The following is a 22,814-nucleotide window of genomic DNA, read 5'->3' as shown; positions in this document are numbered from 1 at the left end:
AAAGCCCCGCCGGTATGGCGGGGCTTTTTTGTACGTCAATATGTATCAGGCAAAACAAATGCACTTAAAACAAAAATCCCGCTACAGTAATACTGCAGCGGGATTATCCAATCTATCTAACCTTTTGACTTTCTTATGTAAAACATCAATCAATTCAGACTAGAAAATGAAGTTAACACCCAGGTTCAACTGTTTAGTGAAGTTGAAGTCGAAGTCGCTAACGTTGGTTTTTACACCGGTTGCTTCATTTTTGTTCTGAGCATAAGTGTAACCCAGACCACCGAATGCACCTTCAATCATGAAATGTTTAGTCACGAAGTAAGTGATACCAGGCAGTACGTTCACTGCGAAGCCATTGTAGCTTTCAGTTTTGTTGCCTTCTACTTTGGTGTTACCAAAACCATAACCAGCATTTGCTTCAGCGAAGAATGCAAATTTGCTCTGGCCAATCATGTGGTAGTTGCGAACGAAGATACCAGGAGTGATATCCAGGGTTTTGGTTTTAACATCACCAGTTTTGGTGGAAACTTTCTTATTGCCGAACTGAGTTTCAGCGAAAACACCGATTACCCAGTTAGAGTTCAGCGCGTAACCAACTTTAGGGCTAATACCGAAAGAGGTATTGGTGGTTTTGTCGTCACCGTCTTTTACTTTCGCGGAAGTGGTTTTTACATTAACATTGCCGCCCAGGATAACATCGCCTTTTGATAACTGTGCCTTAGCTACTTGTGTGCCGAACAGTGCTACTGCGGCCATTACAATCAACTTTTTCATCTTTCGTAAAATTTAAATATACATTAAAACTGTTCTCGTGTGCCTTTGATTCTTCTACATACATTAAAGCCTAGCCTGGTTGATTGCTGGTCTATATCTTAATCCATTAAAGAAAATGTCCAATACTTTTTTCTCCCGGTCCATGAAACAATGCAGCGCTTCACGGTCCTGCGGGTTAAAGCCTGTTACCTGCCATTTACACCATATTACCCATAGTCCGAATAATACGTTGATCAACAACTGCGCTGTTGCATCAGCGTCAGTGTCTTCATTCAGTTCTCCAAGGCAAATCCCCTTTTTGATAGTGGCGGAAAGGAAGGAAATTTCCACTGTCTGCAGCAACTCGATCGTTTGCCGCATCAGGGTAGATGGCATATCTTTTATCCATTGGTTAATACCAAACAGAAAATGATACTCTTTCAACATGGTTTCCTTCAATTCCAGATACCGGTTAATAATCGCATCGGTAGAGGCAGCTGTTTCCACAAAGTCAGACATGTCCAGAAAACAGTCTGCTATCATACGCTCCACTACTGCTACATAAATGGATTCCTTATCTGAAAAATAATAATACAAAGACCCTTTTGAGATATCCAGATCTCTGGCGATCTCTTCCATGGTGGTTTTAGACAGTCCGAACCTTTTGAACCGCTTCAAAGCGGCCTCAAGGATAAGTGTTCGCTTCTGGTCTAATTCTGCCATAGAGTGTTTGCCAAATTTCTCTAGTCTGACTGTCTGACTATTTTGTTTGACGAGTCAAAAGTACGACCAAAACCTATTCCACCAAATTTTTTTGTTAAATAATTGTTACGTATTCTCCGCGCAAATACATCAAAAAGGAAAAAAACAGGGTATGGGTTGTTCAGCCCGTCAAAAAAGGACCAATTTGTTTGAAGGAAATTGAAAGAGGGTCCACAAAATATTGAAATTGCGTAATAGAGCAGGGGTAAACGCCACAAAAATCAGCGTTTACATATAGCATTTTTCCCGCCAAGCCCCGCTACCGCTGCAAACGGGACAGTAAGTCCTTCCGGCGACGCTCTGTAATCTCCACCACCATACCGCTTTTCAGCATCACTCTGCCATGACTGGCATCTATCTGGCTGATATTGGACAACTGTATCATCTGCATATTGTTCACCTGATAAAACTGTAGCGAGGAAAACAAGTCGGCATAATACCGGAAAGGGCGCTCTGCCACCATCTCGGCCCCGGAATCCATCCGGAACAGGCAGTTGTCCTGCCGCGATTCCAGGCATTCCACGGAAGGAAGAAATATCGTTTGGGTGTCGCCGTTAGTGTCCTGTACCAACAGCTTCCACGAGGCATGCTGCAGATTATGGAAATTCTCCAGCAACACCTGATAACGTTGTTTGCTGCTGTTGCCGGCAATTCGTTCATGCACCAGCGTTACTGCCTGCAACAGGCTTTCTTTGTCAATCGGTTTGAGGATCAGCTCTACTTCCGCACAACGGATCACGTGTAAGAACTTTTTCTCAAACGCCGTCACAAATACCGCCTCGAAAGGTACTTCTTCCCGTGTGCCCAGCAACACGTCAAAGCCTGTGCCATCAGGCATTTCAAGATCCAGGAATACCAGTTCCGGCTGATGCTCCCTGATACGTGCAATGCCTTCTGCACAATCGGAAGCTGTAGCCGCGACCGTTACTTCAGGGCAATATTTCTCCAGCATCAGGGCGATGATGTCCCGGCTGTTGCGTTCATCATCAATGATCACTGCTTTTATCATAACAGTTGTTGCTAACTAACGTTTATGTATATATTATAATTGAGGTATCAGGATCTTCACCACTGTACCACTATCTGCTTCGTTCCGTGCCGACAGGTCTATGATCTCGATATGAATCTCAGTATTGTACATTTTATTCAGCAGCTCCGCCCTGTTCTGGCTGATCTCCATACCGGACGACTGGTGGTGTTTGGGCAGGGTGCGCAGGGAACGGGAACGGGCAATGCCAATACCATTATCGGCGATCACACATTCCAGCATGTCTGCCGCAATCTGCGTGAAGTGGATAGACAACTGGCCAATAGGCTGCTGCGGATTGGTCATACCATGTTTCACGGCATTTTCCACATAAGGCTGCAGCAGCATGGCAGGGATCTCCAGTTCGGCGGTGGCAATCTCCGGATCTACTACAATTTCGTACTCCATCCTGTTTTCAAACCGCATTTTTTCAAGACCGAGATAAGTATTGAGATAAGTGATTTCATCAGCCAGCGAGATAAAATTGCGCCGCGAGAAATCCAGCGTTTTCCGGATCAGGTAGGAAAAGTCTGACAGGTATTTCTGGGCATACTCATAATCACGCTGCATTACAAACAGCTGGATGGAATTCAGGCAGTTGAAGATAAAGTGCGGATTGATCTGTGCCCGGATGGCTTTAAGCTCAATCTCAGTAAGCTTTTTATCGTATTCTGTTTCAAGCTGGATCTTTCTTTGTTCTTCCAGCTCCTGCTTCTTGCGCAATATTTCTGTGGTCTGCTCTTTCACCAGTTCTTCCAGTTGCTCATTGAGTTTGCGTTGCAGCTCTTTGTTTTTGTTGAGCTGTTTGATCAGCAGCTCCTGGGTACGGGTCCTTTCCAGATGCACCAGCTTATTCCGGTAACTGAGGCCGGCCAGGAAAAACATAGCCTGTAACAGTACGCCGCCAATCAGCAGCATGCTGGGCGCCGCCAACTCGCCCAATGCGCTCAAAAGCCCCAGTGGCTTGATATGCATCAGGAAAGAGCCGAGACAGGCCAGGTAGAGGCACACCGACCCATACAGGAAAAAGCGCAGCAGCGGATGGTGCCGGGCACGCCGGGCCAGTGCTACAAATACCACCAACAATGGCAGCAGTGTACAGAAATATACGTAACTGTAGATGATTACAGGAAGATGATATTGTTCCATCAGGATACAATAGATACAAACAATGATCAGACCTCCCACCACAGTGGCCACCCAGGTAAACACCTGTTCCATGAAAGGATACCGCTCTTTCAGGTTCAGAAAGGTGTTGCCGAACATCAGGTACATGAGATAAAAACAGAACAGCAGTCCCGGGATGTCCCAGTAGTACTTCAGCATAGGCCAGCGGTGGAAGAAAGAAAGCTGATAGGGCTTGCTCTCCAGCCGCAGTGCGAAAAACAGGATCAGTCCAAGAATATAAATGGCAAAGTAGATATAGGACCGGTCGGGCAACTGGATGTAATTGATAATGGAGATGCTGAAGAAAACGAGGAGCATGCCCAGCAGCACCTGTATGATAACGGCCTCTTTGCGGTAGCTGTCCTGTTCCCGGTTATGGAACCGGGCGAAAGCCTGTTCGCTGAAAAGGCTGGGCATGAGCGGGTTTTCGTTGTACGACTTGTTGATGATGTGCAGATAGAAAGTACGGGCCTGGTGGGGGGGAACGTTGACATTGAAGCCGTAGTGGTCCCATCTTTCCACGCCGCCTTTGTCATACATGAGGCCTGTCTGCATCAGCAGGGCAGGCGTATCGCCGGGTGGTTTTTCATACCAGTCCATGAAGTCATGCCAGCCGGCAAAGAGAATGGCCGAGAGGCTGTCGGAACCTTCGTTTTTCACCTGTAGCCGGAACCAGCAGTTATTAACCTGACCGTTATTTTTTTTGTAGTTGTGAAAAAGTTGCGGGGCAGCGGTAAAAGGCAGGTGTACCACCTGCTGGATGGTCAGATGGCCCTCCTGATCGGAGAGGCTGTTTATGTAGGGGCGCAAATCCAGGGCCGAGGTAGCAAAACCGTCTTTTGCTATCAGGGTATCCGGAGTGGGGTTAAGGGCAAGGGCGCCTGCGGTGTAACAGTACAACAACAGCATTAAAATGATAATGCGCTTCACAAATGGTGTATGGATTTAATTATAATAATTGATCGATAGCCTTTGCCAGCGTGCGATCTTTTTCAGTCACCACATTGCCTGCGTCGTGTGTACTGAGGTAGATATCTACTTTGTTGTAGACATTGGTCCAGTAGGGATGGTGGTCCATTTTTTCTGCGACCAGTGCCACCCGGGTCATAAACCCGAACGCTTCCCGGAAGTCTTTAAAGGTAAAAGCCCGGTGCAGTTGATTGTCTTTTTCTTCCCACATACAGCGAGTGTTTAAAGGTGAAAATGCGGCAATTCACTAGGTTTACTGGTCAAAATATGATGTGTGTAGCAGCTGTTGGTCGTCTTCCTGTCTTAAAAAATGAGGTTCATTTTATTTTTGATCTCCTTTGTGTCTAGTAAAGATACTAATTGTACAAGGGGAACGAGGCGTAATTGTTCCAATAATTTTTTGATATCATCAGCCTGATAATAGTCGCCCTTGATCATCCAGAGGAAGTGGATATGTTTGAGCTCTGGCAGCAGGAACTCGGCCTGGCAGTGGTTATTGTAGAAATAATGGGATACTGAGTTGGTGGGCTCATGGAATTCCATTACCGTAAAGTGGAAAGACCTGTTTTTCTTGGAGAGGGTGATCTCCAGCAGATTGTTGACCCGGAAATTGGTATGCAGTTGCCGGTTGATCTGCCAGCAGAGCTGGTAGTCACGGGCGCTGGAGGCGATACCGATCAGGTGGGTGTTTTCAAAGAAATCCTCTACCAACTGTTCCTGGTCCAGTTTTAATTTAAGTATCGACATAATATAAAAATAAGGTGATTCGGGGGAATTAGTGCTCAGGCTTTCTTTTTGACGACTTTTTTGACGGCTTTTGTAGCGGAGGCAGCTTTGGGTTTGCCCGGATTCCAAAATACGGTTTTAAAGTCGCTCACTTTATCATTTTTGATGGTAACGCCTTCCTGTTCCAGCAGCTCCTGCATGAGGGTAGGCGTCGCAAAGAACTGGCGGCCGCTGAGTTCTCCGTTGCGGTTCACCACACGGTGGGCGGGTACGGCCGGTTTGGCATTACCGGCGCCGTTCATGGCCCATCCCACCATGCGGGGGGTAAGTTTGATGTCAGCGGCTTCGGCGATGGCGCCGTAGGTTGTTACACGGCCCTTCGGTATTTTACGGGCTATTTTATACACTACCTCGAAGAAAGAGACGGGCTTAGGGTCGTCCGTCTTTTTCTTCGTTGCGGCGTTTTTCGAGAAGGATGGACTTTTTGGGTTCGGGTACTTTTTCATATGAAAATGGACAATGTTTACAGCCGTTGCCACAGCAGTAGCCCCGGTCCAGGTGATATTTTTCGGTAAATACCATATAGCCCTCCGCGTTATAATAAAAATCAATCTTCTCCACCAACGGTTGCTTCATCGGAAGGCAGTTTTATGCTGCGCCAGTTCAGTGGTGTGTCTGGCAGCCGGAATTTCAGGTAGCGGATGGTACGACCGTCTGCGAGGTGCATGCCTTCATAATAGGTCTGTATTTTCAGCAGGGCCGGTACTTCCGGCAGGGCATATACATCCGGGATATCTTCGATAAGGGTGAGGCCGGCGGCAGCGATCACTTCCTGTGTGAAGGCATATAATTCGGGTGAGTCCGTTTTCAGGTTGATGGTCGCGCCTGTTGCCAGCAAAGGCTGATACAGCTGCAGAAACCGCGGGTGGGTCAGTCTTTTGCGGGCTTTGGATTTACGGAGAAACGGGTCCGGGAAAGTGATCCAGATGTCTTTGATTTCTCCGGGCGCGAAATAATCGTCCAGTTTTTCGATCTGCGTACGGAGGAATGCCACGTTATTGAGCGATTCATCGAGGGCTGTTTTAGCGCCTCTCCAGATGCGGTTGCCTTTCAGGTCTACCCCGATAAAGTTCTGGTCTTTGAACAGGCGGCCCATTCCGAGGGTGTAATCCCCTTTGCCACAGGCCAGTTCCAGGGTGACCGGATGATTGTTCTTAAAGTACTCGTTCCATTTTCCCTGCATGCCTTCCGGGTATATCAATACGTTGGAGAAGGTCTCAATTTCAGCAAAGCGTTGTAGTTTTTTCTGTCCCATTTGGCGCAAAAATACCACGATATTTTTTTATTTGGGTATTTGGTCATTTGGCTATTGGGAGGCTTTGTTGGTTATTTAGCTATAGGGCCCTTCAGGGACTCGCTCAATAGCCAAATTTCACAATAGCCAAATCCCTAAATGAAAAAAGCCCATGGGCCATAGGCTCACGAGCTCTTTAAACCAATTTGGCTGTAGGAGGAGGAGTCGAACCTCCACGGGGCAGTTAGCCATAGCACAATTAAGATTAGTGGTCAACCCATTTATGCTACGTTTATCCCGGATTCCCCACCCCCGAGACAAGGGGGCATGTCTGCCAGTTTCATCATCCCACAATTTTTATTATCATTACTGTCACGTTCTTTCCGGTGGCTTATTTCGTAATGATTATAATGCAAATCTAAAGACGCGGGCGATTCTTTGCAAATTTTTTAAGAAAAATTTTTGAATTTTCGATATTTTTTAAATATTTGCATATAACTTTAAAACATTCAAAAACAAATTGTAAAAATGAGCCACAATTTGAATATTGACAAACTCGATTTGCAGATTATCAGCGAGATGATGAACAATGCTGAGATCTCCTACGCCGATCTGGGGAAGAAACTGTTCGTTTCCGGCGGCACTATTCATGTGAGAATGAAGAAATTGCAAGAACTGGGTATAGTTAAAGGTACTAAATTACACGTAGATTTGAAAATGATTGGCTATGATGTAATTGCTTTTATCGGCATTTACCTGGAAAAAAGCTCCATGTATGATACTGTCGCCAAAGAATTGCGTAAAATACCGGAAATGGTACGCCTCAACTACACCACTGGCAGCTATAGCATGTTCGCCGAAATTATCTGTAAAGACATTACCCAGTTACGCCGCATCCTTCATGATGAATTGCAGAAAATAAAAGGAATTGAAAGAACTGAAACCCTCATCTCTCTCGAAGAAAGCTTTTACCGTACTATCAACGTGGTGGAATAATTAAGCAGACCGGACCCGGAAATGGCTGCAGTTGCTTTTTCGTCCGGAATGATTAATTTCCGCCAATGGTTACAACAGAAATTGCCGACAAAATAAAACGGCTGGAGGAAAAATATGCCGCTATGGGGCAGAACCTGTCTTCTTATCTCGACGGGCTCCTATACGCGGACTATCTGACATACTGGGATTATATCCAACTGGATGTGTTGCTGAATCTGCAACATCCGCGCACGCCGATTCCGGATGAAAACATCTTCATCATTTATCACCAGATAACGGAATTGTATTTTAAACTGACGCTGCAGGCGATCGAACAGATCAGCTTTGCACCGGAGCGGAACGCGACCGTGTTCACCACACAGTTAAAACGGATCAATAACTATTTCCGCAACCTGGTCCACTCATTTGAGATCATGGTGGACGGGATGGATAAAGATCAGTTCCTGCAGTTTAGAATGGCACTGCTGCCGGCCAGCGGCTTCCAGAGCGGACAGTTCAGGATGATCGAGATCTGTTCCACCCGGCTGACTAACCTGGTATACGAACCTCAGCGCCCGGCCATGGAAAATTGTGACCTGAAAACGGTATTGGACAATATCTACTGGAGAAGCGGCGCCACCGAACTGGCGACCGGCAAGAAAACCCTTACGCTGCAGCAGTTTGAGAAGAAATATATGGGACCCTTCCTGCAACTGGCTACCCGGTACGAGCCATCTAATATTCAGGCTGCCTATCAGCAACTGTCAGAAGCCGATAAAGCGATCGTTATCCCCCTGTTGAAGGAATATGACCTGAACATCAACGTGAGATGGCCCCTGATGCATTATAAGTCAGCCGTCAGGTACCTGCACAAAAAGCCGGAAGATATTGCCGCTACAGGTGGTACCAACTGGCAACAGTTCCTGCCTCCGAAAAACAAGCGCATTATATTCTTCCCGGAGCTGTGGACAGAAGAGGAACTGAATAACTGGGGCAAACTGGCGATGGGCGAATAACCCACTCAGTCTATTTTCTGTGTAGTAAATCTTTTGATGTAATATGCCAACAACGGTACATCTGCTTTTTCCAGCGGATGTGCCGTGTCTGGTAAAACAGTCATTTGCGCTTCCGGTAATGACCGGTACACTTCTATGGTTTCTGTGAAAGACACCATGTTGTCGCGGTCTCCCATCATCAGCATACAGGGAGAAGCCACCTGTGCATAGTCGTTGGCCTTCAATAATGACTGATGGCCCAGATCTTCGATCAGCTGGGCCGTACGCGTTACCAGTTCTCTCCAGTCGTTGGGGGTATGCCTTTCCTCCAGCAGCTTCGCAAAGCCGGGTACTTTTTCCGCTATCAGTGCAGGATTCAACTGCTTCACTTCTTTACCTGCCGTGGCCTCGTTCCAGTTGTATTTGGTGGCGAGCGTTATCACCCTCCCTATTTTTTCCGGATAGTGCCGGGCCAGGTACATGGCCACATAACCGCCCATGCTGTATCCGAATATATGTACAAAGTCAAGCTGATGCTGTTCGAGATATTCCAGTACCTCTGCTGCAAACACCTGTATATTAAAGCCATTGGAGGAAAATGGCACGTTGCCGTGGCCACTGAAGTTGAGCGTATGAATATCGTAGTAGGGTTCCAGTTGGTCTGCCAGCGTTTTGAACTGTGTCGCCGCGCCGAGGGCGCCATGCAGCAGCAGGAGAGGGGATTTGTACATTTTGAAATTTTGATATTTAGTTATTTGTCGGAGGTCTCGTTATAACAGGTTGCTATTTAAAGGAAAATCTCTTTAAAAACAAACGCTTTAAAACAATTGCCGGTCAAATAACTAAATATCAAAATTTGAAAATCCAATCATCGAGCCAGGTATGCCCCATCTACCGGGTAATAACCGCCGGTTACGAAGGAAGAGAGGGGAGCACTTAACCACAATACAAGTTCCGCCACTTCCTCCGGCTTGCCTAACCGGCCTATGGGATGCAGACCTACCAATGCCTGCATCTCCTGCTGGCTCAGATGTTTGGTTAATAGTGGTGTTTCAATAAATCCGGGGCCTACGGCATTAACACGGATGCCTTTGGCAGCATATTCAATAGCGGCTGTTTGAGTAAGGCCTACCACCGCATGTTTGGCCGCCACGTAGGCGCAGGAGCCTGCGAAACCCACGGCGCCAAGGATAGAGGCCATGTTCACGATGACGCCGCTGCCTGCTTTTTCCATGACGGGCAACTGATATCGCATACCGTAAAACACGCCGTTGAGGTTGATACCGATTACTTTTTCCCACTCCGTGAGCTGATAATCCCCTGTGGGAGCGGCGGCCCCGCCGATGCCCGCATTGTTGCAGGCGATGTCCAGTTTACCGTATTCCCTGATGGTGGCTGCTACCAGCTGCTCGTTGTCGCCCGCTTTGCTCACATCGGCTTTGACGAAAAATGCCTTGCCGCCGGCGCGCTTTATTTCCTCCACCACCGCCTGTCCGCCTTTGTCGTCAATATCGCTGACTACCACGCTGGCCCCGTGGCGGGCATATAGTTCCGCCACACTGCGACCAATACCCGAACCACCTCCCGTTACCAATGCCACCTTGTCTTTCAGAAGTTCCATAACATCGTTTTAGCTCACTTAACAATGCTGCCGTGTTAAATGTTCCTCGTATTTTTTTGTTATTTTTGCAGGGATGTTGTCACTTTACTATCTTCACTTTAAGATGTTCCTACATCAATAATACTTTTAAATACATATAATGGAATATAATACCACGCGTAATTACCTGATTATGAAGGAATATGGGCGGAATATCCAGAAAATGGTGGAATTCCTGGGGACCATAGAAGACGACGAGGAGCGCCAGCGCAATGCAATGGCGGTGATAGAATTAATGGGTACGCTGAATCCGCATCTGAGGAATGTGGAAGACTTCAGACACAAATTATGGGACCATATATTCAATATATCCGGCTTCACCCTGAAAGTGGAATCACCTTATCCGGTGCCTACACAGGAAGCTTTGCGGGCAAAACCGGACCGTTTGCCTTATCCCAAAAAATATCCGCGTAACCGTCACTTCGGTAAAAACCTGGAGATGGTGATCGATAAAGCCCTGCACGAAGATAATACCGAGAAGAAAGAAGGGTTTACCCAGTGCATCGGCAACTATATGAAACTGGCCTATTCCAACTGGCATAAAGAAAGCGTGCACGACGACGCCATCAAGGCGGAACTGGCAGCTATCACCAATGGCGGCCTGGAATTCCAGACCGGTGGCAGCACGTCTACCTCATCTGCACCGACCACCAGCTTCAACCTGGGTGGCAACACCGGCGGCGGCAATGATCATTTCCGTTCCAACAAACGTAAAAACTTCCAGCAGAACAAACAGTTCAAAAGCAACAGCGGCGGAGGAAAAAATAATAACAAGCACAATAACAAATACAACAAAAACAGGAACAAGTGAGCAGTGCTTTTGAAGTAAGAGGTGGCAACCGTCTCAAAGGTGAAATTATACCGCAGGGTGCCAAAAACGAGGCTTTACAGATCATCAGTGCCGTGATGCTGACTTCAGAGAAGGTCACCATTCACAATATTCCCGATATAGTAGATGTCAACCTGTTGATAGAGCTGCTGGGTGATGCCGGTGTAAAAGTAAACCGTATCAGCCGCGACAAATGTGAGTTTCAGGCAGACGATATCGACCTGGCCTATCTGCAAGGTGCTGATTTTAAAAAGAAATCCGGCAGGCTGCGTGGCTCCGTGATGATTGCCGGTCCGCTACTGGCAAGGTTTGGCAAAGCACTGATCCCTAAACCGGGAGGCGACAAAATTGGCCGCCGCCGTCTGGACACGCACATCATCGGTTTTGAGAAACTGGGCGCCCGATTTAACTACGAATCTGACGATAACTATTTCCGCCTTGAAGCCCCCGGTGGCCTGAAAGGTACTTATATGCTGCTGGATGAGCCCAGTGTAACCGGTACTGCCAACATCGTGATGGCCGCGGTACTGGCGCAGGGCACCACCACCATCTACAATGCTGCCTGCGAACCGTATCTGCAGCAGCTTTGTAAAATGCTCAACAGCATGGGCGCCCGCATCACCGGTGTAGGCTCCAACCTGCTGACGATCGAAGGGGTGACCAGCCTCGGCGGCTGTCAGCATACCATGCTGCCGGACATGATCGAAATCGGATCATTCATCGGCCTCGCTGCCATGACGCAGAGTGAACTGACCATCAAAAATGCCGGCGTGGAAAGCCTGGGCATCATCCCTGAGAAATTCCGCTCCCTCGGCATTCAGCTGGAAATCAGAGGCAACGACATCTATATTCCTTCCCAGGAAACGTATGAAATACAGACGTTCCTGGATGGTTCCATATTGACCATCGCAGACCATCCATGGCCCGGTTTTACGCCCGACCTGCTCAGTATTGTGCTGGTAGTGGCTACACAGGCCAAAGGCAGCGTGATGATCCATCAGAAAATGTTCGAGAGCCGCCTGTTCTTTGTGGATAAGCTCATTGACATGGGCGCACAGATCGTACTGTGTGATCCGCACCGTGCCGTGGTAATAGGCCTGGGCCGCCAGCACCCGCTGCGTGGTATCACCATGTCTTCCCCGGACATCCGTGCCGGTGTATCGCTCCTGATAGCTGCCCTCAGCGCAGAAGGAAAGAGCACTATCCAGAACATCGACCAGATTGACCGCGGTTACCAGTACATCGACGAACGGTTGAGAAACCTGGGAGCCGATATCAAGCGCGTATAAAAACAAACGGTTAATATTACCTCAAAACCCAAATTCCGGGCAACCTTTTGCCGGATTTTGGGTTTTGCATTTGAATGACACCGCCACTTTTCGATTTTTTATTAGCATAATGGAAAAAAAGATCATCATCATCACCGCCCCCTCCGGAGCGGGTAAAACCACCATCGTAAAGAAATTGCTGGCCAGCATGCCTGTACTGGCCTTCTCTATATCTGCGGCCACCCGCACGGCCCGTGCCGGCGAAGTGAACGGAAGGGATTATTATTTCATGACCACCGAGGAGTTCCACACCAAAATAGACGATAATGCTTTCGCGGAATATGAAATGGTGTATGCCGGCAAATACTACGGCACCCTCAAAAGCGAGCTGGAACGCATCTGGACCAATGACCAGATACCCATGGTAGACATCGATGTAAAAGGCGCACTCTCTATTAAAGAACATTACCACGATAAAGCCCTGACGATCTTTATTCAACCGCCATCTATCGATGCGCTGCGCGCCCGTCTCAGCGACAGAGGCACGGAAACACAGGCCTCGATCGACGAGCGGCTGGCTAAAGCACAGTATGAACTGTCGTTCGCGCATGAGTTTGACAAAATTGTTGTCAACGACGAACTGGAACGCGCATACGAAGAAGTAAAAAACCTGGTAGAGGATTTTTTAAATATAAAATAGCAGGGTGATCGTTGGTGTACCTAATTCATTATTTTTGTTAGGATGGACGGATACACAATTATAATTCTAGTTTCTCTCTTACTGCTGGCAGGCTTCTTTGCGGGCATCGAAGCTGCCTTTGCCAATGTGAATAAACTCAGCATTGAGCTCAAAAGAAAGCAGGGGAGAGCTACCGGCAAAATACTGGCCGGTTTTACCGAGCACCCCAGCCGTTTTCTGGCTACCAGCCTCGTAGGACTTACCATCACCGTGGTGATCTACAGCATCCTGCTGGCGGGTTTCTTTCAGCCTGTATGGCAGGCAAGCAATGCAACGCCGGACAACGTGCCCATGCCCCTGGTGATTTTCCTGGAGATATTACTGGCATCGCTCGCCATGTTGTTTCTCGGGTTCTTCATTCCAAGAGCTATTTTCCGCTCACGCCCCGAAGCACTGCTGAGCTTTTTTGCATTGCCTATTTCTATCGTGGCCAAACCACTGTATATCATCGGCAATCTGCTGGTGTCCATCTCTGAATGGATGCTGAAATATCTTTTCAACGTCCGGATCCTCGAATCACGGGAATCCTTTACCCGTGTGGACGTAGAGCATTTCATCCGGCAGTCGCAACAGCATGTGGGCGAAAACCAGGAACTGAATACCGAACTGTTTGAAAATGCACTCTCACTGGCGCATGTAAAAATCCGTGGCTGTCTGATACCGCGTAAAGAAATCGAAGCACTCGATATCAAAAACCCGATCATCGATGCCCGGAAAAAATTCATGGAAACCAAACTATCCAAGATCATTATCTATGATACCACCATCGATAATATTCTCGGATACATTCATCAGCTGGACATGTTCAAAAACCCACAGAACATTGAAAGCATCATACATCCGATACTGGCCGTACCTGAGACAATGAGCGCCATTGATCTGCTGAGCAAGTTCAATAAAGAACGTAAAAGCATTGCCTGGGTGGTGGATGAGTTTGGTGGTACCGCAGGTATCGTGACCATCGAAGATGTACTCGAAGAAATCTTCGGAGAGATCAAAGATGAACACGATGAAGAAGAGTTTGTGGAAAAACAAATCGCCGAAAAGGAATACATTTTTTCAGGCAGATTGGAACTAGATTACTTAAACGAAAAATATAGTCTCGATTTTCCGGAAGATGAAAGCGAAACATTGTCCGGATACATCATCAACCACCACGAAACGATTCCGAAGATCAAAGAACGTATCATTATCGGAGACTATGAGTTTGATATACTGAATGTTACGGATACACGGATCGAGATGGTGAAGATGAAAATTCTGGGATAAAAAGCCGTTTTTCAGCGGGTGTTATACGATGTTTATATGATATAAATTTTTTCGTAATATCTGTATTAACGGTATAATAACAATTTTGCTAAAACGTTTTCAAAAAAAGTAGTAGGAATTTAACACGGATTGTATACATTTGCTGTAGATGATGTAACACAATGATTTGATTTTTGTTAAAAGGTTGTAAAAAAAGTGTTCCAACATTGATAATAAAATAATTCTTGTTATTTTTGTATTACAAAATAAAAGCGACCAGTGATTCTTACTTATTCTGAACGCTTGCCATCAATTAGGTAAGTAGCTGAACTGGAAGCAAAAGACATTCTCGAATTCAACTTTTTTGGGGTTAACAAACAATGGATGAAAGGCCGGCTCTTGATTCTTCTCGGGCTGGCTCTTTTTTTTGTACCTACTCATAGCCTGCTATCTTACACAACGTCATACTGTTGTACCTCTCCTTCTTCTTAAAAGACGATTAAAAACAGCATACTTTATCGCGCATGCGCTGTAAATTCTAGTCTTCATCCGCTATATTTGTGCTCCTGTAGAAGAAACATTCAACTTCGATCGATCGCACCATGTTAAAGAAATTTTTTTCCAATAATGAGGACAAGGCAGAGATGTCGTTTTTTGATCACCTGGAAGATCTCCGCTGGCACCTCGTAAGATCAGCATTGGCACTAGTAGCGTTCAGTATATTTGGGTTTGTGTATACCCAGGAGATTCTGGATAATGTGATATTCGGCCCTACCAACGCCAACTTCCCTTCCTACATCGCTTTATGTAAGCTGGGCCACCTGATAGGCCTGGGTAATAACCTTTGTATTACGCCGGTGAAGGTGACTTTCCTGAACTATAAGATGGTCGGCCAGATCATGTTACAATTCAAGCTGGCTTTTATCATTGGCTTTGTTTGCGCTTTCCCTTATATCTTTTGGGAGTTCTGGCGTTTTGTAAAACCCGCGTTGAAGGAGAAGGAGCTGAAAGGAGCCAGAGGCGCTATTTTCTGGGTGTCTTTCCAGTTCTTCCTCGGTATCTGTTTCGCCTATTTCCTGATGGCGCCTTTTACTATCAACTTCCTCGCTTCTTACACTGTTACCGATAAGGCGGTCAATCAATTCTTCATTGATGACTATTTCGATCTGATGACCCAGATCGTATTAGGTATGGGGCTGCTGTTTGAATTGCCGATATTGGTGTTTTTCCTCACCAAGCTGGGCATTCTGACACCTGACTTCCTCCGGGCCTACAGAAGGCACGCTATTGTGGTTATCCTGATCCTTGCGGCCATCATTACACCACCGGACCTGGTTGATCAGCTCATTGTATTCACGCCATTATACTGTCTTTACGAAATCAGTATCTTTATATCCAAAAAAGCGCTCCGTGACAGAGAAGCAGTAGAGCGGAAACAGGAAGTGCAGGAATGGTCTTAAAAGTGGATACTATTAACCGTAAACAGTAACGCTATGCAACAACATACTACCTTTGACACTACTTTGCCTGTAGCCATCGGGTCAGACCACGCCGGATTTGAATACAAGGAGGAAGTGATCTCCTATCTGGAAGCGAGAGGCCTGACCGTAAAAGATTTTGGCACACACACCAAAGATTCAGTAGACTACCCGGATTACGCACATCCGGTATCTACAGCTGTTGAAAGAGGCCAGGCTGCCTTTGGGGTCCTGATCTGCGGCAGTGCCAACGGAGTGGCCATTACGGCCAATAAACACCAGGGCATCCGCGCCGCCATCTGCTGGGGCGAAGAGTTGTCCAGGCTGGCACGTTCCCACAACAATGCGAATGTACTGTGCATCCCTGCCCGCTTTGTGGATGTAGCCGTGGCTAATCAGATGGTGGACGTATTCATCGATACACCATTTGAAGGCGGCCGTCACCAGAACCGTGTCAGTAAAATGGCCTGTCTGTAATGGTTTTTGACCATTCCCCACTAAGGATGGCCAATACCTTTTCATAATATTTGTAACTTAAAGAGCCGGATGAAAATCCGGCTCTTTTTTTATAGACCGGTATCCGGTTTCACCAAAAAACAGTTCATGAGATTGTTAGCTACGGCAGTATGTTTTTTTTCGCTGTCCACCGTATTCGCACAGGGGAAGTCCCCGTTAGTTTTTGAAAAAGCCACCGCCTTGCGGTATGGCGCTACTATTACGCCGGCATCAACTAAAGCGCAACTGGCTGTGATTGCCGGAGAAGAGATGGAAGGGCGGGAAACAGGTACGCGCGGGCAGGAGAGAGCTGCGGCCTATATTGTGTCGCAGTTTAAAGCAGCAGGACTGCAACCGGGCGCTAACGGGCAATGGGAGCAACATTACCCACTGTACCGCGATAGTCTGGAAACAGGCGTCATTACTGCCGGAGGCCAAACTTTCCATTTCGGTAATGACTTCTACGCCAATGTGCAGGAAACACCCAATATCAATACGGAAGCCGGGGTGATATTTGCCGGTTACGGCATCGTGACGCCTGAGCGCAACGATTACAAAGGCCTCGATGTAAAAGGTAAAATTGTGATGGTGCGTGAAGGCGTGCCCACCGGTGTGCCGCGGGAGAAAGCCAATCCCACGGAAAAGGCCGCGGTGGCGGCATTCCGCGGGGCTACCGCCCTGTTGGTGGTGAGTAAAAGCGCCAACAGGTTCCGGTTGCTGGACCAGCAATATCTCCGTAAAACAGACATCTACAAAACGCGTGACACCAGCGGCAGACCGGGCGTTTATTATATCACGCCGGTAATGGCAGCCGCTATTATGGGGCGTGACAGTGTACAGGCGGAGAAAGGACTGTTGCCTGTAGAAGCACCACAAACGCTGCAGCTCCGGTTTGAGAAAAAGGACCTTACCCTTCGGCCTTCCAATGTGCTGGGCTATCTCGAAGGCACAGACAAAAAAGAGGAGCTGGTATTTATTACCGCACACTATGATCACCTGGGTATCATAGACGGTAAAATTAATTATGGCGCAGATGATGATGGCTCAGGGACTACGGCCGTCGTAGAAATGGCAAAAGCTTTCGGAAAAGCAGCCCGTGAAGGTCATCGGCCCCGCAAAAGCATCGTGTTTATGACCGTTTCCGGTGAAGAGAAAGGTTTGCTGGGATCTGACTATTATACATCAAATCCAATATACCCACTGGCCAAAACCGTGGTGGACCTGAATATTGATATGATTGGCCGCATTGATCCGGAGCATGAGCACGATCCGAATTATATTTACATCATCGGGGATGATAAAATCAGTAGCGCGTTGCGTCCTCTTAGCGAGAACGTGAATAATACCTTTACACGTTTTAAACTGGATTATAAGTTTAACGACCCGAACGACCCGCATCAGTTCTATTATCGTTCAGATCACTACAACTTCGCCCGTCATGGTGTGCCGGTGATTTTCTATTTCAATGGTACACATGCCGACTATCACCAGCCTTCTGATACGGTGGAAAAGATCAACTACGATTTGCTGTCGAGAAGAACACAGCTGGTATTTTACACTGCCTGGCAGATTGCGATGACAGATACCAAACTATAGCATGTAATCTACGTGGCGTCCGGCCCCGGTTGATGGTCTGTATTTGCACCATCAGCCGGGGCTTGCTGTTTTGGGGATATTGGGCAGCCTAAAGAAATCTACCAGAGATTAAACCAAATAGATGCGGGTTGGTCTCATAATTGATCAACATTTCCGGAAGTTGAGCCAGCAGCAGGTACGTTGTGATAACAGTATTTAGCAGTCCTGTCTATCTCTCCGAATGAAGTTGTTCTTCAGTTTCAGTTTTTTTTGTTTTTTTTAACAAAATTTTATAAATTGTGTATAGAGTCCTAGCTTAAAACAATAGATATATATATCATATATTTTATGTGAATTTGTGATTGAATGTAAGTATTGTCATTTGAGTAAGATCGGACGATTTTTTCGAGAGTCAGGAAGAAACCCTTAAAACATTTTCGACAAACCTGTTGTTGTTCAAATCGGTATTTATAGTATCAGGCGGTGTATAAGCTTGTCATTTTAGTGAACCGAAAACTTAGACCCCGCTATTTGGTAACCATATAAATTTACCATCATGAAAGCGCCTGCCATCTTTCCTTTGATGACCCATTGTGCCCGCAGGATGTATGCATCAGTCCCGCGTCGATGTTGTCATGGAATTCCATAGGGAGGTCGACATGATCGTTTTATAATTATCCTACATGAAAACTCAAAATATACCTGGTTGTTTATACGCGATTTTGTACCCTATTCATTTAGCCGGAGTGCTCATGGTGAAATTATAAAACGAGATGCATGCGTAATTTTTATAGTGCCTATTGGTGGATTTTTTTGCTCAGAGGAATATTTGCTTTGATGCTGGGAGTGCTGGCTATTATATGGCCGGGAGGTACTTTCACCACTTTGATCGTCTTTTTAGGGGCTTACCTTTTTATCGCCGGTGTTTTTGCGGTAGTAGGCGCTATCGCCGCCCGCAGAACGGCTGAAAACTGGGGGATGTTTTTGTTGTCTGGTTTAATCGGTGTTATATTAGGTGTCCTGACATTGTACAATCCTTTTGCGACGGGTGCGGCTTTGATTTTCCTGGTAGGCTTTGGGGCGATGCTGGCCGGCATATTTGAAATCATTATTGCGATCAGACTAAGAGCTTTGATAACCGGTGAAGGTTGGTATATCGCGGGCGGACTGCTATCTATACTCTTTGGCATTCTGCTGTTGTCTAACCCCGAAGCGGCTGCTATTACGCTGACATGGTTGTTTGGCTTTTATGCAGCAATATCGGGAGTCATGTTGATATCGTTATCGTTCCGGTTACGGAGAAAATAATAAGAAACGGAAGACCCTTTTGTTGTTCAACTAAATTATCCCCATATGCAAGCTTATTTTCTAACTAAAACGCTTACACGATGATGATCAAGACACCTGGTTAGAGGCGCCTGTTTTCGCGTCTGTCCCGCCGGTGTTGATACCACCGCGGCCCCCGACGCCTACAGGTGCCGGCAGTACACCGGTCCGGAGTACCGGTGGCCACCATTGCTGCCCCACTTTTCCGCACGCTCCCTGGCCCTCAAAAGGGTTAGCATGCTGTAGCCTATTTTGAAAATTTAAAGTTAACCGTTATGTCATCCACCGAATTCAACAATTTGTTACTGGGAAATGCTGATTTCCTGCGGCCGTATGCCGTTACGCTAACGAAAGACTCTGAATCCGCCAAGGACCTCTATCAGGAAACCTTGTTCAGGGCTTTGTCCAATCGTGACAAATACCTCGCCGGCACCAATATCCGGGCATGGTTATATACCATCATGCGGAATATTTTTATCAATAACTACCGGAGAGGAAACCGTCAGTATAAATTGCTGGACAATGCTGTCGGCGATTACCTGTTGAGCCACCAGCCCTCTGCTATCGGCAACTTTGCTGAATCAGACCTGCGGGTGAAAGATGTACAGATGGCCGTTTATAATCTGCCGGTTATCTTTAAACAGCCCTTTCTGCTTTATTTTGAAGGGTATAAATACTATGAAATCGCTGCTATACTCAATGAACCATTGGGTACAGTGAAAAGCCGCATCCATTTTGCGCGGAAAATGTTGAAAACCAGGATAACCAGGCACTAAATATGACGTAGAATATTTACCCGTTGTGAGGCTTTTGGAAACCGGAAGCCCGGCAAACAGGACAAAATACCCGGAAGCCGCTGTTCTATGAATACCCGATAGTGGGCTGAGATGTGTTAAGATACGCTTGTAACCCGCGCTGCAGCACCCTACTGCAGCACAGATGACCAGTATCTGTTGTGCTAAGTTTGCGGGCTTCGGTTCAGGCCGTAGCCCCCCGAAAGTGAACATACTTTCCTATCCAGTTTTCGTCATTCGAAAAATATCCCGTGACCGTCCCTGTCAGCCTGCTGGCCATATCCCGCGGGTAAAAGTCAGGTGTGTACCCAACTGCCTCCGCAAAATCAGAAGAATCACAGTTTCATTTCGTACTTTTACACCCTCAAAAAAGTCTCAAAAAAGTCGTGATGAAGGCAAATTATTTAGACGAGCTTAACGAAAGGCAGCGGGAAGCGGTAGTACATATCAATGGCCCCCTGATGATCGTTGCAGGCGCCGGTTCGGGAAAAACAAAAGTACTGACCACGCGTATCGCACACCTGATGCGGAACGGGGTCGACGCGTTTAATATTCTGTCGCTGACATTTACCAATAAAGCAGCACGTGAAATGAAAGAACGTGTGGAAAAAATCCTGGGAGGCAGCGAAGCCCGCAACCTCTATATCGGTACCTTCCACTCCGTATTTGCCCGCCTTCTCCGTGCTGAAGCACATCGGCTGGGTTACCCCAACGATTTTACCATCTATGACGCAGATGACGCCAAAAGCGTGGTGAAAACCATCGTCAACGAGCTTAACCTCGACGATAAACACTATAAACCGAACTTCGTATACAACCGGATATCCGCTGCCAAAAACAGTCTGATGGGACCGGAAGAATATCAGCTCGACCATCTCGTACAACAGGAAGACATGCGGGCCAACAGACCCCTGATCGGCAAGATCTACGATATGTACGCCAAACGCTGCTTTAAAAACGGCGCCATGGACTTCGATGATCTCCTCTTCAAAATGTACGTGCTGCTCAAAAGCTTCCCCGAAGTATTGCATAAATACCAGCATAAGTTTAAATACATCATGATCGATGAGTATCAGGATACCAACCCGGCCCAGTACGAGATCATTAAACTGCTGGGCGCTGTCAACGAAAATATATGCGTGGTAGGTGATGATGCCCAGAGTATCTACTCCTTCCGCGGCGCCACCATCCAGAACATCCTCCAGTTTGAAAAAGACTATGATGATGTGAAAGTGGTGAAACTGGAACAAAACTACCGCAGTACCAAATCTATCCTGAGCGTGGCCAATGAAGTGATTGCCCACAATAAAGGACAGATCGAAAAGAACCTGTGGACCGATAACAACGAAGGCGATACCATCAAACTGGTACGTACCATGACCGATAACGAAGAAGGGAAATTTGTAGCGGATACCATCGCAGAGCAAAAACTGCGCAACCACTACGAAAACCGGGATTTCGTTATCCTCTACCGTACCAACGCCCAGAGCCGTTCCTTCGAGGAAAGCCTGCGTCGGAAAGCTATTCCCTACCGCATCTTCGGCGGCCTGTCGTTCTACCAGCGTAAGGAAATCAAGGATTTCGTGGCCTACCTCCGCGTTACCATGAACACCCGTGATGAAGAAGCACTGAAGCGTATCATCAACTACCCGGTACGCGGCATCGGTAAAACCACCATGGAAAAAACCATCGTGTTCAGCAACGAACACAATATCACAATGTGGGAAGTGCTGGAAAGAGCCAGGGAGTTCGGTTTCAAGGGCGGTACCCTTGAAGCGATCGAAGCTTTTGTGGTCATGATCAAAAGCTTCCAGGCACTGCTTACTACCCACAACGCCTATGATGTGGCCGTAGTGGTAGGTAAATCCACCAATATCGTAAAAGAACTGTTCAACGATAAAACCACGGAAGGCCTCGCCCGTTACGAAAACGTACAGGAATTGCTGAACTCCATCAAAGAGTTCACCGAAACACCGGATGAAGAAGGCGAGCTGCTGGACAAAAGCATGGGCTCCTACCTGCAGCAGATCACCCTGCTCACAGATGCAGACCAGGGCAATGACGAAGATAGCAATGTGGTGAAACTGATGACCATTCACGCCGCCAAAGGACTGGAGTTCCCCGTGGTATTTACCGTGGGCCTCGAAGAAACCCTATTCCCCAGTGGCATGTCTATCAATACCCGTGAAGAGCTGGAAGAAGAAAGACGGTTGTTCTACGTAGCGATTACCCGCGCCAAAGCAAGACTGTGGCTGACGCACGCTAACAGCCGCTATCGCTTCGGTAACCTGGTACAGAATGAACCCAGTCGCTTCCTCGAAGAGATGCCGGAAAAATTCATTGACCGGAGTTATGCCGGTGGCGGAAGCGTTCGCAATGCTTTCGGCGGTGGCAATACTTCCGGATGGGGCGGCGGCAGTAACATGGGCAATATGTTTGACCGGATGCAGAAAAAGACGCCCGGGCAACCAGCTTCCCAGCCTTCCTCACCCAAACCGGCACCAAGACCTACTTCGCCAGCCACTACCCACGTGCCTACGCCCGGCTTCGCTCCCGACGACCCGGCCGGAATGGAACCCGGTATGCAGGTAGAACACCAGAAATTCGGCTTCGGCACCATCATGGGCATGGAAGGCGCTCCCAACAACAGGATCGCCACCGTCGTATTCCCTAAAGGTGGCGGTGAGAAGAAAATTATGCTTAACTACGCCAAGCTGAGGATCGTAAGATAACC

General features: G+C 47.2%; 23 protein-coding genes. 12 read left to right on the top strand and 11 right to left on the bottom strand.

Annotation, left to right across the window (positions count from 1 at the left end; all coding sequences use genetic code 11):
• Positions 1-159: 159 nt before the first annotated feature.
• The 9 genes from ICL55_RS09595 to trmB form a co-directional block, all read right to left on the bottom strand.
• Positions 160-774, bottom strand: a complete 615-nt coding sequence (locus ICL55_RS09595; RefSeq protein WP_188096443.1) for an outer membrane beta-barrel protein — start codon at positions 772-774, stop codon at positions 160-162.
• Positions 775-837: 63 nt separating this feature from the next.
• The gene (locus ICL55_RS09590; RefSeq protein ID WP_188096441.1) at positions 838-1,476 is read right to left on the bottom strand and encodes a TetR/AcrR family transcriptional regulator; all 639 of its coding nucleotides are present in this window, start codon (positions 1,474-1,476) and stop codon (positions 838-840) included.
• A gap of 298 nt (positions 1,477-1,774) precedes the next feature.
• Positions 1,775-2,524 (bottom strand): LytR/AlgR family response regulator transcription factor, encoded by a 750-nt coding sequence (locus ICL55_RS09585; protein ID WP_188096439.1) that lies wholly within the window; start codon positions 2,522-2,524, stop codon positions 1,775-1,777.
• Between the two features lie 33 nt (positions 2,525-2,557).
• On the bottom strand, positions 2,558-4,639 hold the full coding sequence (locus tag ICL55_RS09580; protein WP_188096437.1) for a histidine kinase: 2,082 nt from the start codon (positions 4,637-4,639) through the stop codon (positions 2,558-2,560).
• Positions 4,640-4,658: 19 nt separating this feature from the next.
• Positions 4,659-4,889, bottom strand: coding sequence for a 4a-hydroxytetrahydrobiopterin dehydratase (locus ICL55_RS09575; RefSeq protein ID WP_188096434.1), 231 nt, complete (start codon positions 4,887-4,889; stop codon positions 4,659-4,661).
• A 92-nt stretch (positions 4,890-4,981) separates the two neighbouring features.
• Positions 4,982-5,425 (bottom strand): IPExxxVDY family protein, encoded by a 444-nt coding sequence (locus tag ICL55_RS09570; RefSeq protein ID WP_188096432.1) that lies wholly within the window; start codon positions 5,423-5,425, stop codon positions 4,982-4,984.
• A gap of 35 nt (positions 5,426-5,460) precedes the next feature.
• Positions 5,461-5,910 carry an MGMT family protein gene (locus ICL55_RS09565; RefSeq protein WP_188096429.1) on the bottom strand — a complete coding sequence of 150 codons (450 nt, stop codon included), beginning with the start codon at positions 5,908-5,910 and terminating at the stop codon, positions 5,461-5,463.
• Complete coding sequence (locus tag ICL55_RS35550) at positions 5,834-6,040, bottom strand: DUF5522 domain-containing protein (protein ID WP_188096427.1); 207 nt, start codon at positions 6,038-6,040, stop codon at positions 5,834-5,836. Before ICL55_RS35550 ends, ICL55_RS09565 begins: the two co-directional genes overlap by 77 nt.
• Complete coding sequence (gene trmB, locus ICL55_RS09555) at positions 6,012-6,719, bottom strand: tRNA (guanosine(46)-N7)-methyltransferase TrmB (RefSeq protein ID WP_188096425.1); 708 nt, start codon at positions 6,717-6,719, stop codon at positions 6,012-6,014. The genes ICL55_RS35550 and trmB overlap by 29 nt, the downstream gene beginning before the upstream one ends.
• Positions 6,720-7,226: 507 nt before the next feature.
• On the opposite strand from trmB, the gene ICL55_RS09550 reads away from it, so the two are divergent.
• Together ICL55_RS09550 and ICL55_RS09545 are read left to right on the top strand one after the other, a co-directional pair.
• Complete coding sequence (locus tag ICL55_RS09550) at positions 7,227-7,694, top strand: Lrp/AsnC ligand binding domain-containing protein (protein ID WP_029465139.1); 468 nt, start codon at positions 7,227-7,229, stop codon at positions 7,692-7,694.
• A gap of 65 nt (positions 7,695-7,759) precedes the next feature.
• A complete protein-coding gene (locus ICL55_RS09545; protein WP_188096423.1) occupies positions 7,760-8,689 on the top strand; it encodes a tryptophan 2,3-dioxygenase family protein in 930 nt (309 codons plus the stop codon).
• A gap of 5 nt (positions 8,690-8,694) precedes the next feature.
• Here ICL55_RS09545 and ICL55_RS09540 read toward each other — a convergent pair whose 3' ends face one another.
• Complete coding sequence (locus tag ICL55_RS09540; RefSeq protein WP_188096421.1) at positions 8,695-9,399, bottom strand: alpha/beta fold hydrolase; 705 nt, start codon at positions 9,397-9,399, stop codon at positions 8,695-8,697.
• Positions 9,400-9,536: 137 nt separating this feature from the next.
• Positions 9,537-10,289 (bottom strand): SDR family NAD(P)-dependent oxidoreductase, encoded by a 753-nt coding sequence (locus tag ICL55_RS09535; RefSeq protein ID WP_188096418.1) that lies wholly within the window; start codon positions 10,287-10,289, stop codon positions 9,537-9,539.
• A gap of 139 nt (positions 10,290-10,428) precedes the next feature.
• Here ICL55_RS09535 and ICL55_RS09530 point away from each other — a divergent pair, with 139 nt between their 5' ends.
• The 10 genes from ICL55_RS09530 to ICL55_RS09485 all read left to right on the top strand — a co-directional run bounded on the left by ICL55_RS09530 (position 10,429) and on the right by ICL55_RS09485 (position 22,812).
• Positions 10,429-11,139, top strand: a complete 711-nt coding sequence (locus ICL55_RS09530; RefSeq protein WP_188096416.1) for a DUF4290 domain-containing protein — start codon at positions 10,429-10,431, stop codon at positions 11,137-11,139.
• The gene (gene murA / locus ICL55_RS09525; RefSeq protein WP_188096414.1) at positions 11,136-12,446 is read left to right on the top strand and encodes a UDP-N-acetylglucosamine 1-carboxyvinyltransferase; all 1,311 of its coding nucleotides are present in this window, start codon (positions 11,136-11,138) and stop codon (positions 12,444-12,446) included. Before ICL55_RS09530 ends, murA begins: the two co-directional genes overlap by 4 nt.
• A 109-nt stretch (positions 12,447-12,555) precedes the next feature.
• The gene (gene gmk, locus ICL55_RS09520) at positions 12,556-13,125 is read left to right on the top strand and encodes a guanylate kinase (protein WP_188096411.1); all 570 of its coding nucleotides are present in this window, start codon (positions 12,556-12,558) and stop codon (positions 13,123-13,125) included.
• A gap of 42 nt (positions 13,126-13,167) precedes the next feature.
• On the top strand, positions 13,168-14,433 hold the full coding sequence (locus ICL55_RS09515; protein ID WP_188096409.1) for a hemolysin family protein: 1,266 nt from the start codon (positions 13,168-13,170) through the stop codon (positions 14,431-14,433).
• A 581-nt stretch (positions 14,434-15,014) separates the two neighbouring features.
• Complete coding sequence (tatC, locus tag ICL55_RS09510) at positions 15,015-15,872, top strand: twin-arginine translocase subunit TatC (RefSeq protein WP_188096407.1); 858 nt, start codon at positions 15,015-15,017, stop codon at positions 15,870-15,872.
• A gap of 33 nt (positions 15,873-15,905) precedes the next feature.
• Positions 15,906-16,367, top strand: a complete 462-nt coding sequence (rpiB, locus tag ICL55_RS09505; RefSeq protein ID WP_188096405.1) for a ribose 5-phosphate isomerase B — start codon at positions 15,906-15,908, stop codon at positions 16,365-16,367.
• 126 nt (positions 16,368-16,493) lie between these two features.
• Positions 16,494-17,981, top strand: a complete 1,488-nt coding sequence (locus ICL55_RS09500; protein WP_188096402.1) for a M28 family peptidase — start codon at positions 16,494-16,496, stop codon at positions 17,979-17,981.
• Positions 17,982-18,737: 756 nt separating this feature from the next.
• Complete coding sequence (locus tag ICL55_RS09495; protein ID WP_188096400.1) at positions 18,738-19,268, top strand: HdeD family acid-resistance protein; 531 nt, start codon at positions 18,738-18,740, stop codon at positions 19,266-19,268.
• Between the two features lie 293 nt (positions 19,269-19,561).
• On the top strand, positions 19,562-20,062 hold the full coding sequence (locus ICL55_RS09490; protein WP_078669945.1) for an RNA polymerase sigma factor: 501 nt from the start codon (positions 19,562-19,564) through the stop codon (positions 20,060-20,062).
• 407 nt (positions 20,063-20,469) lie between these two features.
• Positions 20,470-22,812 carry an ATP-dependent helicase gene (locus tag ICL55_RS09485; RefSeq protein WP_188096398.1) on the top strand — a complete coding sequence of 781 codons (2,343 nt, stop codon included), beginning with the start codon at positions 20,470-20,472 and terminating at the stop codon, positions 22,810-22,812.
• Positions 22,813-22,814 lie beyond the last annotated feature (2 nt).

The sequence above is a fragment of the Chitinophaga varians genome, assembly GCF_014529945.1.
GTDB lineage: Bacteria > Bacteroidota > Bacteroidia > Chitinophagales > Chitinophagaceae > Chitinophaga > Chitinophaga varians.
Note: the sequence above shows the minus strand (reverse complement) of the source record. Positions and strands in the feature narration are given on the sequence as shown.

Coding starts and splice junctions, on each gene's coding strand:
- ICL55_RS09595 (WP_188096443.1), bottom strand. CDS start 774: ATGAAAAAGTTGATTGTAATGGCCGCAGTAGCACTGTTCGGCACACAA.
- ICL55_RS09590 (WP_188096441.1), bottom strand. CDS start 1,476: ATGGCAGAATTAGACCAGAAGCGAACACTTATCCTTGAGGCCGCTTTG.
- ICL55_RS09585 (WP_188096439.1), bottom strand. CDS start 2,524: ATGATAAAAGCAGTGATCATTGATGATGAACGCAACAGCCGGGACATC.
- ICL55_RS09575 (WP_188096434.1), bottom strand. CDS start 4,889: ATGTGGGAAGAAAAAGACAATCAACTGCACCGGGCTTTTACCTTTAAA.
- ICL55_RS09570 (WP_188096432.1), bottom strand. CDS start 5,425: ATGTCGATACTTAAATTAAAACTGGACCAGGAACAGTTGGTAGAGGAT.
- ICL55_RS09565 (WP_188096429.1), bottom strand. CDS start 5,910: ATGAAAAAGTACCCGAACCCAAAAAGTCCATCCTTCTCGAAAAACGCC.
- ICL55_RS35550 (WP_188096427.1), bottom strand. CDS start 6,040: ATGAAGCAACCGTTGGTGGAGAAGATTGATTTTTATTATAACGCGGAG.
- trmB (WP_188096425.1), bottom strand. CDS start 6,719: ATGGGACAGAAAAAACTACAACGCTTTGCTGAAATTGAGACCTTCTCC.
- ICL55_RS09550 (WP_029465139.1), top strand. CDS start 7,227: ATGAGCCACAATTTGAATATTGACAAACTCGATTTGCAGATTATCAGC.
- ICL55_RS09545 (WP_188096423.1), top strand. CDS start 7,760: ATGGTTACAACAGAAATTGCCGACAAAATAAAACGGCTGGAGGAAAAA.
- ICL55_RS09540 (WP_188096421.1), bottom strand. CDS start 9,399: ATGTACAAATCCCCTCTCCTGCTGCTGCATGGCGCCCTCGGCGCGGCG.
- ICL55_RS09535 (WP_188096418.1), bottom strand. CDS start 10,289: ATGGAACTTCTGAAAGACAAGGTGGCATTGGTAACGGGAGGTGGTTCG.
- ICL55_RS09530 (WP_188096416.1), top strand. CDS start 10,429: ATGGAATATAATACCACGCGTAATTACCTGATTATGAAGGAATATGGG.
- gmk (WP_188096411.1), top strand. CDS start 12,556: ATGGAAAAAAAGATCATCATCATCACCGCCCCCTCCGGAGCGGGTAAA.
- ICL55_RS09515 (WP_188096409.1), top strand. CDS start 13,168: ATGGACGGATACACAATTATAATTCTAGTTTCTCTCTTACTGCTGGCA.
- tatC (WP_188096407.1), top strand. CDS start 15,015: ATGTTAAAGAAATTTTTTTCCAATAATGAGGACAAGGCAGAGATGTCG.
- rpiB (WP_188096405.1), top strand. CDS start 15,906: ATGCAACAACATACTACCTTTGACACTACTTTGCCTGTAGCCATCGGG.
- ICL55_RS09500 (WP_188096402.1), top strand. CDS start 16,494: ATGAGATTGTTAGCTACGGCAGTATGTTTTTTTTCGCTGTCCACCGTA.
- ICL55_RS09495 (WP_188096400.1), top strand. CDS start 18,738: ATGCGTAATTTTTATAGTGCCTATTGGTGGATTTTTTTGCTCAGAGGA.
- ICL55_RS09490 (WP_078669945.1), top strand. CDS start 19,562: ATGTCATCCACCGAATTCAACAATTTGTTACTGGGAAATGCTGATTTC.
- ICL55_RS09485 (WP_188096398.1), top strand. CDS start 20,470: ATGAAGGCAAATTATTTAGACGAGCTTAACGAAAGGCAGCGGGAAGCG.